Below are 14,042 nucleotides of genomic sequence, written 5' to 3' on the forward strand. Positions count from 1 at the left end.
CATGACCCTTGAAGCGCGCGTGACCGAGTTGGAAAGCCGGCTGGCCTTTCAGGACGATACCCTGCTGGCCTTGAATGATGTGCTGGTCGAACAGCAGCGCGTCGTTGAGCGCCTGCAGTTGCAGATGGCAGCACTGCTCAAGCGCTATGAAGAGATGGTCGGCCAGTACGAGGCCAGTGAAGAAGAGGCACCGCCGCCGCATTACTGATTCGGGGGCGAAAAAAAACCGCGATGGGCAGTGATGCCGTCGCGGTTTTTTTGTTGCTGCTGATCAGCGCCGTGGGGCGGCGATCACGTCTTCGGCCTGCAGGCCCTTGTCGCGGTTCATCACCGAGAACTCCACGCGCTGGCCTTCGACCAGCACCCGGTGGCCTTCGCCGCGAATGGCGCGGAAGTGGACGAAGATGTCATCGCCCGAATCGCGGGAGATAAAGCCGAAACCCTTGGACGTGTTGAACCACTTCACCGTGCCGGTATCGCGATTGGACATGTCGTACTGGGTGTTCTGGCTACGGGCCACAGCGCTTTTGGCAAAACCGGCAATCAAGTGCAGGATGGTGGCCAGCAGGGCGCAAGCCAGGGCCGGCAGGTTGCCAAGCTCCGGACGGGCCAGCAAGGTCACGGTCTGCAGGATCACGGTAAGCACCAGCAAAGCACTGGCAGCGCGCTGCAGTTGCTGGCGCACGCCCCGGTAGTGCTGTGCGAGCACGGGAGCGATGAGTAGGTTAAGCAGGCCGAAAAGCGCCAGGTAAACCGCCTCCGGTTGCTGCAGGAAGGGTATGGCTTCGGTTCTGAGGCTGGGTATGAAGGACAGCAGCAAAGCTGCAACGCCCGTCAACAGGTGGACGATCTTGAACATGTTGGTTGGCTCACATTGATAAGGCGGATCACAGGAAGAGCTGGCTTCACGGCGCGCACGGGTAAAAAAGCGCAAAAACGTGAGAAGGCCAGCCTATGCGCCCGGGCAATGACAATCGGCGCGGGCGGCACGCTGCCTATTTAACAGCAAAGCCCCGGGCTTCTCAAATCAGCGGCCAACCGTGTGTCGCGCGGCCTGCAGCCTTGTGTCGCAGGCATGAGGCTGCAGGGGTGGAAAACTCTTGGTACAGTGGTTTGTACCCGCTTGATCAGCAAGCACTAAGGAAAGGGGAACTACATGGCAATCGATATCGGTATCAGCGAAGAAGATCGCAAGTCTATCGTCGATGGTTTGTCGCGCCTGTTGTCGGATACCTACGTACTTTATCTGAAGACCCACAACTTTCACTGGAACGTCACCGGGCCTGCGTTTCGTACCTTGCACCTGATGTTCGAAGAGCAGTACAACGAGCTGGCCCTGGCGGTCGACTCGATCGCCGAGCGTATTCGCGCGCTGGGCTTCCCGGCACCCGGTGCGTACTCGATCTACGCGCGGCTTTCTTCTATTAAGGAAGAAGAGGGCGTGCCGCCTGCTGACGAAATGATCAAACAACTGGTCGAAGGCCAGGAGGCGGTAACCCGCACGGCGCGCAGCATTTTCCCGCTGCTCGACAAGGTCAGCGACGAGCCGACGGCCGACCTGCTGACCCAGCGCATGCAGGTGCATGAAAAAACCGCCTGGATGCTGCGCTCGCTACTTGAAGGCAAGTAACCGGCAGATTTAACCCTGTTATTCGAATGCCCGAACTTTTGTGCGAAGTTCGGGCATTTCAGTTAGTACGGAAGCACTTTCCGGTGTTTTAAAGTACCGGCTCCAGTGCCGAGTATTCCTACATTCAGAGTTAGGGTGTCTGCTGGCACCGCCACGTTACACAGCGCTTTATTAAGGGCATGTTCCCGCGTGCATAACGCACGCGGGTTTGTTTCCCGGTTAAACAGTGGCGTGGTACGACTATGTCGGCATGGATGAATCGCACGGGGCGCGTAGCCTGCGTGCCGCACAAGGATGGCGTCGACCCTTTCGAGGCCAATTTCAACATGGGCCTGGCCCAGCCGCTGTCGCGGTCGGTGCGCCTCAACGGCTTTGCCACCTGTCTGCGCCTGGAAGAGATCTACTGGACTATTCTTGAACGCATCGCCAAGGCCAATCAGTGCTCGGTCAATGCCGTGTTGTCGTATATCGACCGTGAGGTACACCTGCGTCACGGCGGGGTAAAAAATTTCAGCGGGCTGATCCGCGTGGTCTGCGTGGTCTATTTGCTCGGCTTGCCAGTGGCACGCTAGTCGGTTGCCGGGCTGCACAGCACTCCTTAACCATATATAATCCCGCGCTTTACTGCCCGAACCAGCCTGCGCTGTGGTTAACGAGACACGCCTATGCCCATGTACGACTATCAATGTGCTTCCTGCAACCACCAGTTGGAAGTCCTCCAGAAGCTCAGCGCCGCGCCGCTGACCGATTGCCCGGCGTGTGAGCAGCCAGCGCTGAAGAAGCTGATTTCGGCCCCGGGCTTCCGCCTGGGTGGTACCGGCTGGTACGAAACCGACTTCAAGACCGGTGCGAAAAAGAACCTGGCAGGCGGCGACAAGGCCGACTGAGTTGATTGCACCGGCAGGGTCTTGCACTATTAGCCCTTTGGGGCTGCAAGGCCTCCACTGAACATACGAATGACGAGAAGCGAAACCACCATCATGATGCGCAGCCATTATTGCGGCCAACTGAACGAGAGCCTGGAAGGTCAGGAAATTACCCTTTGCGGATGGGTCCATCGTCGCCGCGACCACGGCGGGGTGATTTTCCTCGATATCCGTGATCGCGAAGGCATGGCCCAGGTCGTTTTCGACCCGGATCGCGCAGACAGCTTCGCCGCCGCCGACCGCGTGCGCAGCGAATACGTGGTGCAGATTACCGGCAAGGTGCGTCCGCGTCCGGCTGGCGCAGTCAACGCCAACATGGCCTCGGGTGCCATCGAAGTGTTGGGTTATGAGCTGACCGTGCTGAACGAAGCGGAAACCCCGCCGTTCCCGCTCAACGAATACTCCGACGTTGGCGAAGAAACCCGCCTGCGCTATCGCTTCATCGACCTGCGTCGTCCGGAGATGGCCGAGAAGCTGCGTCTGCGTTCGCGCATCACCACCAGCATCCGTCGCTTCCTCGACGAAAACGGCTTCCTCGACGTCGAAACGCCGATCCTTACCCGTGCCACCCCTGAGGGCGCGCGTGACTACCTGGTGCCGAGCCGTACCCACGCCGGCAGCTTCTTCGCCCTGCCGCAATCGCCCCAGCTGTTCAAGCAGCTGCTGATGGTTGCCGGTTTCGACCGCTACTACCAGATCGCCAAGTGCTTCCGTGACGAAGACCTGCGCGCCGACCGTCAGCCGGAATTCACCCAGATCGACATCGAGACCAGCTTCCTCGATGAGTCCGAGATCATGGGCCTGACCGAAAGCATGATCCGCAAGCTGTTCAAGGAAGTCCTGGACCTGGAATTCGGTGAATTCCCGCACATGACCTTCGAAGAAGCCATGCGCCGCTACGGTTCCGACAAGCCTGACCTGCGTAACCCGCTGGAACTGGTCGACGTTGCCGACCAGCTCAAGGACGTCGAATTCAAGGTGTTCAGCGGCCCGGCCAACGATCCGAAGAGCCGTGTTGCCGCCCTGCGCGTGCCAGGTGGCGCGAGCATGCCGCGCAGCCGCATCGACGAGTACACCAAGTTCGTCGGCATCTACGGTGCCAAGGGCCTGGCCTACATCAAGGTCAACGAGCGCGCCAAGGGCGTTGAAGGCCTGCAGTCTCCGATCGTCAAGAACATCCCTGAGGCCAACCTCAACGTGATCCTCGATCGCGTTGGTGCGGTCGATGGCGACATCGTGTTCTTCGGCGCCGACAAGGCCAAGATTGTCAGCGAGGCGCTGGGCGCCCTGCGTATCAAGGTCGGTAACGATTTCAACCTGCTCACCTGCGAGTGGGCCCCGATGTGGGTGGTTGACTTCCCGATGTTCGAAGAGAACGACGACGGCAGCTTCACCGCGCTGCACCACCCGTTCACCGCGCCAAAATGCAGCCCCGAAGAGCTCGAGGCCAACCCGGCCACTGCGCTGTCGCGTGCTTACGACATGGTCCTCAACGGTACCGAGCTGGGTGGCGGTTCGATCCGTATCCACCGCAAAGAGATGCAACAGGCGGTCTTCCGTCTGCTGGGTATCGAAGCGGCTGAACAGGAAGAGAAGTTCGGCTTCCTGCTCGACGCCCTGAAGTTCGGCGCACCGCCGCACGGCGGCCTGGCCTTCGGCCTTGACCGTCTGGTGATGCTGATGACCGGCGCCCAGTCGATTCGCGAAGTCATTGCCTTCCCGAAAACCCAGAGCGCCGCGTGCGTCATGACCCAGGCCCCTGGCTTGGTCGATGCCAAGGCCCTGCGTGAGTTGCATATCCGTCTGCGCGAACAGCCCAAGGCTGAGTAAGCAGGCCCCGGGCGCATCCAGATGGATGCGCCTTTGCGTTAAGGCGCATGAATTTAAAGGTCTCGGCCGGGCGTGAGCGCGGCCGCGGCGTGGCATTGTTACAAAGGATTCGGAGTGCGTTATGGCAGGTCATTCCAAGTGGGCAAACATCAAGCACCGCAAAGAGCGCCAGGATGCCAAGCGAGGCAAGATCTTCACCAAGTGGATTCGTGAGCTGACCGTTGCCGCCAAGCAGGGCGGCGGCGATCCTGCCTCCAACCCGCGCTTGCGCCTGGCCCTGGACAAGGCGCTGGGGGCGAACATGAGCCGCGACATCATCGACCGGGCGGTTGCCCGCGGTGCTGGTACGGCCGAAGCCGACAACGTCGAAGAGCTCAGCTACGAAGGTTACGGCCCGGGCGGCGTGGCGATCATGGTCGAGGCCATGACCGACAACCGCAACCGTACCGCCGCCGCTGTGCGTCATGCCTTCAGCAAATGCGGCGGCAACCTCGGCACCGACGGTTCGGTGGCTTACCTGTTCGAGCGCAAGGGGCAGATCAGCTTCGCCGCCGGCGTCGATGAAGACGCGCTGATGGAAGCGGCGATGGAAGCCGATGCCGACGACGTGGTCAGCAACGAGGACGGTTCGTTCGACGTGTTTACCTCGTTCAACAGCTTCTATGCCGTGCGCAACGCCCTGGAAGAGGCCGGTTTCAAGGCCGCTGACGCGGAAATCGTCATGCAGCCGACCACCAGCGCCGAACTCGACCTGGACGGCGCACAGAAGGTGCTCAAGCTGATCGACATGCTTGAAGACCTGGACGACGTACAGAACGTCTACTCCAATGCCGAAATTCCTGACGAAGTCATGGAACAGCTCGGCTAGTCTCAAGTTGTTCATTTAGGTGGGAGCGAGCTTGCCTCGCGATGCGATTGGGTGGTAGTGCGCAATCGCGGGGCAAGCCCGCTCCTACCGGCCCGAGGCCGGATCTGCCTGCAGTTGCATTGCACCTGCGAGCCGGTCCGGCTTCTGTTTTTACTATGGCGCAAAGACGTATGACTCTGATTCTTGGCATCGACCCCGGCTCGCGCATTACCGGCTATGGCGTGGTGCGCCATAGTGGGCGGGGTTGCGAGTACGTGGCTTCGGGCTGCATCCGTACCGGCGCCGGCGAGCTGCCGGAGCGTCTGCAGATCGTCTTTCGCGGCGTGCGCGAAATCATCCGCCAGCACGGCCCGGTGACCATGGGCATCGAGCGGGTGTTCATGGCGCGCAACGCCGACTCGGCGCTCAAGCTCGGCCAGGCCCGCGGCGCGGCGATCGTCGCGGCTATCGAAGAAGGCCTGGAAATCGCCGAGTACAGCGCCACCCAGGTCAAGCAGGCGGTGGCCGGCACCGGTGGGGCCAATAAGGAGCAGGTGCAGATGATGGTCATGCACCTGCTGAAACTGACGCAAAAGCCGCAGATCGATGCCTCCGACGCCCTGGCCATCGCCTTGTGCCATGCCCATACCCGCTCAAGCCTGGTGCCACACGGCCTGGGCACGGCGCGCAGTCGCAGCGGGCGCTTGCGGCTCTGATAGCATCATCTGCTGAAACAAATTTTGCCTGGGCAATGCCATCGGCCATTGCATTTGCTGTTAGGGTTGACCGGTCGCTTGCCGGTACCCATGAGGAAGGATCGGAACGTGATTGGACGTTTGCGCGGCACCCTGGCTGAAAAACAGCCGCCGCACCTGATTGTCGACGTCAACGGCCTGGGCTATGAGCTCGAAGTGCCGATGACCACCCTGTACCGCCTGCCCAAGGTTGGCGAAGTGGTGACCTTGCACACCCACCTGGTGGTGCGCGAAGACGCCCACCTGCTGTATGGCTTCCATGAAAAGCGCGAGCGCGAGCTGTTTCGCGAGCTGATCCGCCTCAATGGCGTGGGGCCCAAGCTGGCCCTGGCATTGATGTCGGGCCTGGAGGTCGACGAACTGGTACGCTGTGTCCAGGCCCAGGATGCTTCGGCCCTGGTCAAGGTGCCGGGGGTTGGTAAAAAGACCGCCGAACGCCTGCTGGTCGAACTCAAGGACCGCTTCAAGGCCTGGGAAACCTCCCCGGCCATGTTTGCCCTTGTGCCCAATGGTCCACTGCCGATTGCCAGCGTTTCCAGCGCCGAGGCCGACGCCGTCAGCGCGCTGATTTCCCTGGGCTACAAGCCCCAGGAAGCGAGCAAGGCGGTCGCCGCCGTGGATGCCAAGGGCCTGAGCAGCGAAGAGCTGATCCGTCGCAGCCTGAAGGGAATGATCTAAGTGATTGAAGCCGATCGACTGATAGCCGCCACCGGGCGCGACCGTGAAGAGGTCCAGGACCGGGCGATCCGCCCGTTGCGCCTGGCCGAGTACATCGGCCAGCCGGTGGTGCGTGAACAGATGGCGCTGTTCATCCAGGCCGCCCGCGGGCGCAACGAATCCCTCGACCACACGCTGATCTTCGGCCCGCCGGGCCTGGGCAAGACCACCCTGGCCAACATCATTGCCCAGGAGATGGGCGTATCGATCAAGAGCACTTCCGGGCCGATCCTCGAGCGCCCGGGTGACCTGGCCGCGTTGCTGACCAACCTCGAACCTCACGATGTGCTGTTCATCGACGAAATCCATCGCTTGTCGCCCATCGTCGAAGAAGTGCTGTACCCGGCCATGGAAGACTTCCAACTCGACATCATGATCGGCGAGGGGCCGGCGGCGCGTTCGATCAAGCTCGACTTGCCGCCGTTCACCCTGGTCGGCGCCACCACCCGTGCCGGCATGCTGACCAACCCGCTGCGTGACCGCTTCGGCATCGTCCAGCGCCTTGAGTTCTACAACACCGAGGACCTGGCGACCATCGTCAGCCGTTCCGGTGGCATTCTTGGCTTGCCCATTGAAGACGAGGGTGCCTTCGAGATCGCCCGCCGCGCCCGTGGCACGCCACGGATTGCCAACCGCCTGCTGCGGCGGGTGCGCGACTACGCCGAGGTGCGTGGCAAGGGCCACATCACCAAGCCGGTGGCCGACATGGCGCTGAACCTGCTGGACGTCGACGAGCGCGGTTTCGATCATCAGGACCGGCGCTTGCTGCTGACCATGATCGAGAAGTTCGACGGCGGCCCGGTGGGGGTCGACAGCCTGGCCGCGGCCATCAGCGAAGAGCGTCACACCATCGAGGACGTGCTCGAGCCCTACCTGATCCAGCAGGGCTACATCATGCGCACGCCACGGGGCAGGGTGGTGACCCGGCATGCCTACCTGCATTTCGGCCTGAACATTCCCAACCGCCTGGGCGAATCGATCAGCGGCGAGGGTTTTTCCGCCCAGACCGATGAATGACAGATTTATCCAGCGTTTCTGTGGTCCTATCCGCGGGCATGCCTCAGTCGCGCTGGCAATACGACATAATCGATGAAAAACAGTTGCCGGGGCGGATTGGCAAGCTGAGGAGTTAGCACTAGAGTATGCGCGCGCAAAACGAGCTAGAGCCGTTCGCACATCGTTGTCGTGTCTATTACGAAGATACCGATGCCGGCGGCGTGGTGTATTACGTCAATTACCTGAAATTCATGGAACGTGCCCGCACCGAGCGGTTGCGTGACCTGGGCTTTGCCCAGTCGGCACTGGCGCAGGACAACCTGCTGTTCGTGGTCCATTCCAGCGAGGCGCGCTATCACGCGCCAGCGCGGCTGGACGACGAGTTGCGGGTTACCGCGCAAGTGCTTGAATTGAACCGCGCCAGCCTGCGCTTCGTGCAGCAGGTGTGGCGCGAAAAAGATGCAACGCTGCTCTGTGAGGGGCAGTTCCTGGTGGCCTGTGTGCGCGCCGATACTTTCAAACCCCGGGCCATCCCCCAAGCGCTGCGCGCGGCCTTTGCCGAGGCGGGCGATCCGGGTACTCATTCAAATGCAGGAGATTAAGCGTGGAAGCTAACGTCGTCGACCATACCTCCATGTGGAGCCTGGTCAGCAATGCCAGCATCGTGGTGCAGCTGGTCATGCTGATTCTGGTGGCCGCATCGGTAACGTCATGGATCATGATTTTCCAGCGCAGCACCATGCTGCGCGCCGGTCGTCGTGCGCTGGACAGCTTTGAAGAGCGCTTCTGGTCGGGTATCGACCTGTCCAAGCTGTATCGTCAGGCTGGCAGCAACCCGGACCCGGATTCGGGTGTAGAGCAGGTGTTCCGCGCCGGCTTCAAAGAGTTCTCGCGTCTGCGCCAACAGCCAGGCGTCGACCCGGACGCGGTCATGGAAGGCGTTGGCCGGGCCATGCGCGTAGCCATCTCCCGCGAGGAAGAGAAGCTCGAGCAGAGCCTGCCGTTCCTCGCCACCGTCGGTTCCACCAGCCCGTACATCGGCCTGTTCGGTACCGTCTGGGGCATCATGAACTCCTTCCGTGGCCTGGCCTCGGCGCAGCAAGCGACCCTGGCCACCGTGGCCCCGGGTATCGCCGAAGCCCTGATCGCCACCGCGATCGGCCTGTTCGCCGCGATCCCTGCGGTTATTGCCTACAACCGTTTCGCTGCCCGCAGTGAAGTCTTGATCGGCCGTTACTACACGTTCGCCGACGAGTTCCAGGCCATCCTGCACCGTAAAGTGCACACCAGCGAAGAGTGATCAGGTAAAAGCCCATGGCCCGAGTTCGCCACAAACGCAAGCCGGTCGCCGAAATGAACGTGGTGCCATACATCGACGTGATGCTGGTACTGCTGGTGATTTTCATGGTGACCGCACCGATGCTCAACCAGGGCGTGAAGGTCGACCTGCCCAAGGTTTCCAGTGAAGCCTTGCCGCAGGACAACAACACCCAGGTCCTGACCATTTCGATCAAGGCTGACAAGACCTACTACTGGAACCTTGGCAGTGAAGTCGACACCGACAAGCAGATGGACAAGGCCATGACCTTGCCGCAAATGACCGACGCCGTGACCAAGATCATCAGCGCCGGCCGTGAACAGGGCAAGCAGACCCAGGTCTTCATCCGTGGCGACAAGTCCGTCGACTACGGCGCGGTCATGGGTGCCATGGGCGGGTTGCAGAAGGCAGGTGTCGGTAACGTTGGCCTGATTACCGAGGCGCCCTGATGCAACAGCGAGAGCCATCCGCCTCGGAAAGCTATTTCTGGCCCAGTGTCTGGGCCATTGCGCTGCACGTTCTGGTGTTCGGCATGCTGTTCGTCAGCTTTGCCATGACCCCGGAGCTGCCGCCGGCCAAGCCTATTGTCCAGGCAACCCTGTACCAGCTCAAATCCAAGAGCCAGGCCACCACCCAGACCAATCAGAAGATTGCCGGTGAGGCCAAGAAGACTGCTTCGCGTCAAACCGAAGAAGAACAGATGGAACAGAAGAAGGTCGAGCAGCAGGCAGTGAAGGCTGCGGAACAAAAGAAAGAAGAAGCGGCTCAAAAGGCCGAAGAGGCGCGAGCCGAGGCCGAGGCGAAGAAAGCCGAACAGGCCGAGAAGGCCGAGCAAGCGAAGAAAACCGCCGAAGCCAAGAAAGCCGAAGAGGCGAAGAAGGCTGCCGAGAAGCAACAGGCTGACATCGCCAAGAAGAAGGCCGAAGAGGAAGCCAAGAAAAAGGCTGACGAAGAGGCCAAGAAGCAGGCGGCTGAAGAAGCCAAGAAAAAAGCAGCCGAGGACGCCAAGAAGAAGGCGGCCGAGGACGCCAAGAAAAAAGCAACGGCTGAAGAGGCGAAGAAGAAAGCCGCCGAAGACGCCAAGAAGAAAGCCGCAGCTGATGCGGCCAAGAAGAAGGCACAGGATGCAGCCCGCAAGGCGGCGGAAGACAAGAAAGCCCAGGCCCTGGCCGAGCTTCTGTCCGATACCACCGAACGGCAGCAGGCCCTGGCTGACGAGCAGGGTGACCAGGTAGCCGGCGATTTCGACGACCTGATCCGTGCACGTGCGGCCGAGGGCTGGGCACGTCCGCCTTCTGCGCGCAAGAACATGACGGTGGTCCTGCAGATCGGCATGTTGCCGGACGGCACCATTACCTCGGTGAGCGTAGCCCGCTCCAGTGGTGACGGTCCGTTTGACAGCTCGGCTGTGGCAGCGGTCAAGAACATTGGTCGTTTAACCGAAATGCAGGGCTTGAAACCGAGCGAATTCAATCCCTATCGTTCATTCAAGATGACATTCACACCTGAGGATCTAGCCTTGTGATTAACCTTCTTCGAGGACTGCTGGTCGTTCTCTGCTGTGCAGCAGGGTTGGCCGTAGCAGATGAAAAGAACATTCTGGTCACCAGCGGCAGCGATCGCGCCACGCCGATCGCGGTCGTGCCGTTCGGGCTGCAGGGCGGCAGCGTGCTGCCTGAAGACATGGCTGACATCATCGGCAATGACCTGCGCAACTCCGGTTATTACTCGCCGATCCCGCGCCAGAACATGATCAGCCAGCCGAGCCAGGCCAGCGAAGTGATCTTCCGTGACTGGAAAGCCCTGGGCGCCCAGTACGTGATGGTCGGCAGTATCGTCCCGTCCGGCGGCCGCCTGCAGGTGCAGTACGCGCTGTTCAACGTCGCCACCGAGCAGCAAGTGCTGACCGGCAGCGTCTCGGGCAGCGTCGATCAACTGCGCGACATGTCGCACTACATCGCCGACCAGTCGTTCGAAAAGCTCACCGGCATCAAGGGTGCATTCTCTACCCGCATGCTTTACGTGACCGCCGAGCGCTTCTCGACCAACAACACCCGTTACACCCTGCAGCGTTCGGACTACGACGGTGCGCGGGCGGTAACCCTGCTGCAGTCGCGTGAGCCGATCCTGTCGCCGCGCTTTGCACCAGACGGCAAGCGCATTGCCTACGTGTCGTTCGAGCAGAAGCGTCCGCGCATCTTCGTCCAGCATATCGATACCGGTCGCCGTGAGCAGATCACCAACTTCGAAGGCCTCAACGGTGCGCCAGCCTGGTCGCCGGATGGTTCGCGCCTGGCGTTCGTGCTGTCCAAGGACGGCAACCCGGACATCTACGTGATGAACATGGGTTCGCGCCAGCTGTCGCGCGTGACCGCAGGCCCGGGTATCAACACCGAACCGTTCTGGGGTAAAGATGGCTCGACCATCTACTTCACCTCGGACCGCGGTGGTAAACCACAGATCTACAAAACCAATGTTTCCGGTGGTGGTGCAGAGCGGGTAACTTTCGTGGGTAACTACAACGCCAACCCTAAACTGTCGGCGGATGAAAAGACCCTGGTGATGATTCATCGCCAACAAGGTTTCACCAACTTCAAAGTGGCTGCACAGGATTTGCAACGCGGCAGTGTAAAGATTCTCTCGGAAACAAGTCTTGATGAGTCACCCACTGTTGCGCCCAACGGCACCATGCTAATCTACGCCACCCGCCAGCAGGGCCGGGGAGTCTTGATGCTCGTCTCTCTCAACGGACGCGTGAGGCTCCCGCTTCCTACCGCTCAAGGCGAAGTCAGAGAACCGTCCTGGTCCCCTTACCTGAACTGACGCGGCGCTTTACGTTTTACTTAACACACTGGGGTTCATTAGGAGTTTCACGATGGAAATGCTGAAGTTTGGTAAGTTTGCTGCGCTGGCTCTGGCCATGGCCGTAGCTGTAGGTTGCTCCTCGAAAGGCGGCGACGATGCTGGTCAAGGCCAGGTTGATCCTAACGCTGGCTACGGTGCCAACACTGGCGCTGTTGACGGCAGCCTGAGCGAAGAAGCTGCTCTGCGCGCAATCACCACCTTCTACTTCGAATACGACAGCTCGGACCTGAAGCCAGAAGCCATGCGCGCTCTGGACGTTCATGCCAAGGACCTGAAAGGCAACGGCGCTCGCGTCGTTCTGGAAGGTAACACCGACGAGCGTGGTACTCGCGAATACAACATGGCTCTGGGCGAGCGTCGTGCGAAAGCCGTTCAACGCTACCTGGTACTGCAAGGCGTTTCTCCTGCCCAGCTGGAACTGGTTTCCTACGGCGAAGAGCGTCCAGTTGCTACCGGTAACGACGAGCAGTCCTGGGCTCAGAACCGTCGCGTCGAACTGCGTAAGTAATTCGATATGCGAACGTGCCGTCGTGCTGTAACCGTCCTGGCTCTCACCCTGCCTCTCATGGCCTGGGCTGAGGTTCCTGTTGTTGATGACAACGCAGGCTATAGCGGCGCAAGCAGCTATCCGCCTGCGGGTTATGGTACGAACGGCGCCTATGCCGGGGGAGGGGTTACGGCCCCTGCCTCGGCACAGGGCCAGCTGTTCATGCAACTGCAGCAAATGCAGGAGCAGATAGCGCGTCAACAAGGCGTCATTGAAGAGCTGCAAAATGACGTGTCACGCATGAAACAGGAGAGCCTGGAGCGTTACCAGGACCTGGATCGGCGTATCGGAAGCGGTGTTGCACCTGCCGCCACTCCGCCCAATTCCCCAGCCGGTGGCGAAGCCGCCGGTGCTGCTGCAGGCGCTGCCACCGGTGCTGCCACCGGCCAGCAGCCTGCCGCCAGCAGCGAACCTGGCGATCCGGCGAAAGAGAAGCTCTATTACGACGCTGCTTTCGACCTGATCAAAGCCAAGGATTTCGACAAGGCCAGCCAGGCGTTCAACGCCTTCCTGCGCAAGTACCCGAACAGCCAGTATGCCGGCAACGCCCAGTACTGGCTCGGTGAAGTAAACCTGGCCAAAGGTGACCTGCAAGCGGCAGGGCAAGCCTTTGCCAAAGTGAGCCAGCTGTATCCCAAGCACAACAAGGTGCCGGATTCGCTGTACAAGCTCGCCGACGTGGAACGCCGCCTGGGTCACACCGACCGGGTCAAGGGCATTCTCCAGCAGGTGGTTACCCAGTACCCGGGTACCTCGGCTGCACAACTGGCCCAGCGCGATTTGCAAAAGCTCTGAGCCAGCCGTTTTAAAAGAAACCCGCGCTAGTCGCGGGTTTTTTCGTTAGAATCACTGCCCTTTTATGAAACACGCTGCTGCGAACTACGCGATGACGGGTTCTCAACAGTGCCTGACGGAGGCGGACAGCCTGTTTAGCTGTTACGCCCGTGGCGACTATGCAAGACACATTACGCATTACCGAAGTTTTTTACTCTTTGCAGGGTGAAACGCGTACCGCTGGGCTGCCCACGGTATTCGTCCGCCTCACCGGCTGCCCGCTGCGTTGCCAGTATTGCGACAGCGAGTACGCATTCAGTGGCGGCAGCATCCGCACCCTCGACTCGATCCTCGACCAGGTCGCCGGCTTCAAGCCGCGCTATGTCTGCGTCACCGGCGGCGAGCCGCTGGCCCAGCCCAATGCCATCCCTTTGCTCAAGCAACTGTGCGACGCCGGTTACGAGGTTTCGCTGGAGACCAGTGGCGCCCTGGATATTTCCAGGGTCGACACTCGGGTCAGTCGCGTGGTCGACCTGAAAACCCCAGGCTCCGAGGAAGTTCACCGCAACCGTTACGAGAATATCGAGCTGCTGACCCCGAATGACCAGGTCAAGTTCGTTATCTGTTCCCGTGAAGACTACGATTGGGCGGTGTCCAAGCTCATTCAATATGGCCTGGAAAAACGCGCTGGCGACGTACTCTTCTCGCCCAGCCACCACCAGGTGAGCGCCACCGACCTGGCCGACTGGATCGTGGCCGATAATTTGCCGGTTCGTTTCCAGATGCAGCTGCACAAACTGCTGTGGAACGACGAACCGGGACGCTGACAGGAGTGAT

18 protein-coding genes are annotated in these 14,042 nt (G+C 60.7%); 17 read left to right on the plus strand and 1 reads right to left on the minus strand.

Features of this window, described 5'->3' with window-relative positions; genetic code table 11:
• Position 1 precedes the first annotated feature (1 nt).
• Positions 2–208 (plus strand): SlyX family protein, encoded by a 207-nt coding sequence (locus ACIOVF_RS04335; RefSeq protein WP_038996659.1) that lies wholly within the window; start codon positions 2–4, stop codon positions 206–208.
• A 63-nt stretch (positions 209–271) separates the two neighbouring features.
• On the opposite strand, the gene ACIOVF_RS04340 is transcribed toward ACIOVF_RS04335, so the two are convergent.
• The gene (locus ACIOVF_RS04340; RefSeq protein WP_045193545.1) at positions 272–859 is read right to left on the minus strand and encodes a cold-shock protein; all 588 of its coding nucleotides are present in this window, start codon (positions 857–859) and stop codon (positions 272–274) included.
• Between the two features lie 297 nt (positions 860–1,156).
• Between ACIOVF_RS04340 and ACIOVF_RS04345 the strand changes: the two genes are divergently transcribed.
• From ACIOVF_RS04345 to queE, 16 genes are all read left to right on the plus strand, one after another.
• Positions 1,157–1,630: a Dps family protein gene (locus tag ACIOVF_RS04345; protein WP_045193544.1), complete on the plus strand. Its 474-nt coding sequence runs from the start codon at positions 1,157–1,159 to the stop codon at positions 1,628–1,630.
• Positions 1,631–1,872: 242 nt separating this feature from the next.
• Positions 1,873–2,202: a ribbon-helix-helix domain-containing protein gene (locus ACIOVF_RS04350; RefSeq protein ID WP_045193543.1), complete on the plus strand. Its 330-nt coding sequence runs from the start codon at positions 1,873–1,875 to the stop codon at positions 2,200–2,202.
• Between the two features lie 93 nt (positions 2,203–2,295).
• Positions 2,296–2,517, plus strand: a complete 222-nt coding sequence (locus ACIOVF_RS04355) for an FmdB family zinc ribbon protein (protein ID WP_045193542.1) — start codon at positions 2,296–2,298, stop codon at positions 2,515–2,517.
• Positions 2,518–2,610: 93 nt separating this feature from the next.
• Entirely contained in the window at positions 2,611–4,386 is a 1,776-nt protein-coding gene (gene aspS, locus ACIOVF_RS04360) for an aspartate--tRNA ligase (protein ID WP_123565940.1), read from the plus strand.
• A gap of 121 nt (positions 4,387–4,507) precedes the next feature.
• Positions 4,508–5,254 (plus strand): YebC/PmpR family DNA-binding transcriptional regulator, encoded by a 747-nt coding sequence (locus ACIOVF_RS04365; protein WP_045193541.1) that lies wholly within the window; start codon positions 4,508–4,510, stop codon positions 5,252–5,254.
• 170 nt (positions 5,255–5,424) lie between these two features.
• The gene (gene ruvC / locus ACIOVF_RS04370; protein WP_045193540.1) at positions 5,425–5,949 is read left to right on the plus strand and encodes a crossover junction endodeoxyribonuclease RuvC; all 525 of its coding nucleotides are present in this window, start codon (positions 5,425–5,427) and stop codon (positions 5,947–5,949) included.
• 108 nt (positions 5,950–6,057) lie between these two features.
• A complete protein-coding gene (ruvA, locus tag ACIOVF_RS04375; RefSeq protein ID WP_010223195.1) occupies positions 6,058–6,666 on the plus strand; it encodes a Holliday junction branch migration protein RuvA in 609 nt (202 codons plus the stop codon).
• Positions 6,667–7,722 carry a Holliday junction branch migration DNA helicase RuvB gene (ruvB, locus tag ACIOVF_RS04380; RefSeq protein ID WP_045193539.1) on the plus strand — a complete coding sequence of 352 codons (1,056 nt, stop codon included), beginning with the start codon at positions 6,667–6,669 and terminating at the stop codon, positions 7,720–7,722.
• 125 nt (positions 7,723–7,847) lie between these two features.
• Positions 7,848–8,303: a tol-pal system-associated acyl-CoA thioesterase gene (gene ybgC / locus ACIOVF_RS04385; RefSeq protein ID WP_045193538.1), complete on the plus strand. Its 456-nt coding sequence runs from the start codon at positions 7,848–7,850 to the stop codon at positions 8,301–8,303.
• A gap of 2 nt (positions 8,304–8,305) precedes the next feature.
• On the plus strand, positions 8,306–9,001 hold the full coding sequence (tolQ, locus tag ACIOVF_RS04390) for a protein TolQ (protein WP_010223192.1): 696 nt from the start codon (positions 8,306–8,308) through the stop codon (positions 8,999–9,001).
• 14 nt (positions 9,002–9,015) lie between these two features.
• Positions 9,016–9,468, plus strand: a complete 453-nt coding sequence (gene tolR, locus ACIOVF_RS04395; protein ID WP_401287804.1) for a protein TolR — start codon at positions 9,016–9,018, stop codon at positions 9,466–9,468.
• Positions 9,468–10,544 carry a cell envelope integrity protein TolA gene (gene tolA / locus ACIOVF_RS04400; RefSeq protein WP_045193536.1) on the plus strand — a complete coding sequence of 359 codons (1,077 nt, stop codon included), beginning with the start codon at positions 9,468–9,470 and terminating at the stop codon, positions 10,542–10,544. The genes tolR and tolA overlap by 1 nt, the downstream gene beginning before the upstream one ends.
• Entirely contained in the window at positions 10,541–11,842 is a 1,302-nt protein-coding gene (gene tolB, locus ACIOVF_RS04405) for a Tol-Pal system beta propeller repeat protein TolB (RefSeq protein ID WP_045193535.1), read from the plus strand. The genes tolA and tolB overlap by 4 nt, the downstream gene beginning before the upstream one ends.
• A 52-nt stretch (positions 11,843–11,894) precedes the next feature.
• The gene (gene pal / locus ACIOVF_RS04410) at positions 11,895–12,392 is read left to right on the plus strand and encodes a peptidoglycan-associated lipoprotein Pal (protein WP_010223188.1); all 498 of its coding nucleotides are present in this window, start codon (positions 11,895–11,897) and stop codon (positions 12,390–12,392) included.
• A gap of 6 nt (positions 12,393–12,398) precedes the next feature.
• Positions 12,399–13,226, plus strand: a complete 828-nt coding sequence (gene ybgF, locus ACIOVF_RS04415) for a tol-pal system protein YbgF (protein WP_045193533.1) — start codon at positions 12,399–12,401, stop codon at positions 13,224–13,226.
• A gap of 158 nt (positions 13,227–13,384) precedes the next feature.
• The gene (queE, locus tag ACIOVF_RS04420; protein WP_093386470.1) at positions 13,385–14,032 is read left to right on the plus strand and encodes a 7-carboxy-7-deazaguanine synthase QueE; all 648 of its coding nucleotides are present in this window, start codon (positions 13,385–13,387) and stop codon (positions 14,030–14,032) included.
• The last annotated feature ends 10 nt before the right edge of the window (positions 14,033–14,042 follow it).

Origin of the sequence: Pseudomonas sp. NPDC087612 (assembly GCF_044743505.1) — a bacterium.
Lineage (GTDB): Bacteria > Pseudomonadota > Gammaproteobacteria > Pseudomonadales > Pseudomonadaceae > Aquipseudomonas.

Coding starts and splice junctions, on each gene's coding strand:
- ACIOVF_RS04335 (WP_038996659.1), top strand. CDS start 2: ATGACCCTTGAAGCGCGCGTGACCGAGTTGGAAAGCCGGCTGGCCTTT.
- ACIOVF_RS04340 (WP_045193545.1), bottom strand. CDS start 859: ATGTTCAAGATCGTCCACCTGTTGACGGGCGTTGCAGCTTTGCTGCTG.
- ACIOVF_RS04345 (WP_045193544.1), top strand. CDS start 1,157: ATGGCAATCGATATCGGTATCAGCGAAGAAGATCGCAAGTCTATCGTC.
- ACIOVF_RS04350 (WP_045193543.1), top strand. CDS start 1,873: ATGTCGGCATGGATGAATCGCACGGGGCGCGTAGCCTGCGTGCCGCAC.
- ACIOVF_RS04355 (WP_045193542.1), top strand. CDS start 2,296: ATGCCCATGTACGACTATCAATGTGCTTCCTGCAACCACCAGTTGGAA.
- aspS (WP_123565940.1), top strand. CDS start 2,611: ATGATGCGCAGCCATTATTGCGGCCAACTGAACGAGAGCCTGGAAGGT.
- ACIOVF_RS04365 (WP_045193541.1), top strand. CDS start 4,508: ATGGCAGGTCATTCCAAGTGGGCAAACATCAAGCACCGCAAAGAGCGC.
- ruvC (WP_045193540.1), top strand. CDS start 5,425: ATGACTCTGATTCTTGGCATCGACCCCGGCTCGCGCATTACCGGCTAT.
- ybgC (WP_045193538.1), top strand. CDS start 7,848: ATGCGCGCGCAAAACGAGCTAGAGCCGTTCGCACATCGTTGTCGTGTC.
- tolR (WP_401287804.1), top strand. CDS start 9,016: ATGGCCCGAGTTCGCCACAAACGCAAGCCGGTCGCCGAAATGAACGTG.
- tolA (WP_045193536.1), top strand. CDS start 9,468: ATGCAACAGCGAGAGCCATCCGCCTCGGAAAGCTATTTCTGGCCCAGT.
- pal (WP_010223188.1), top strand. CDS start 11,895: ATGGAAATGCTGAAGTTTGGTAAGTTTGCTGCGCTGGCTCTGGCCATG.
- ybgF (WP_045193533.1), top strand. CDS start 12,399: ATGCGAACGTGCCGTCGTGCTGTAACCGTCCTGGCTCTCACCCTGCCT.
- queE (WP_093386470.1), top strand. CDS start 13,385: ATGCAAGACACATTACGCATTACCGAAGTTTTTTACTCTTTGCAGGGT.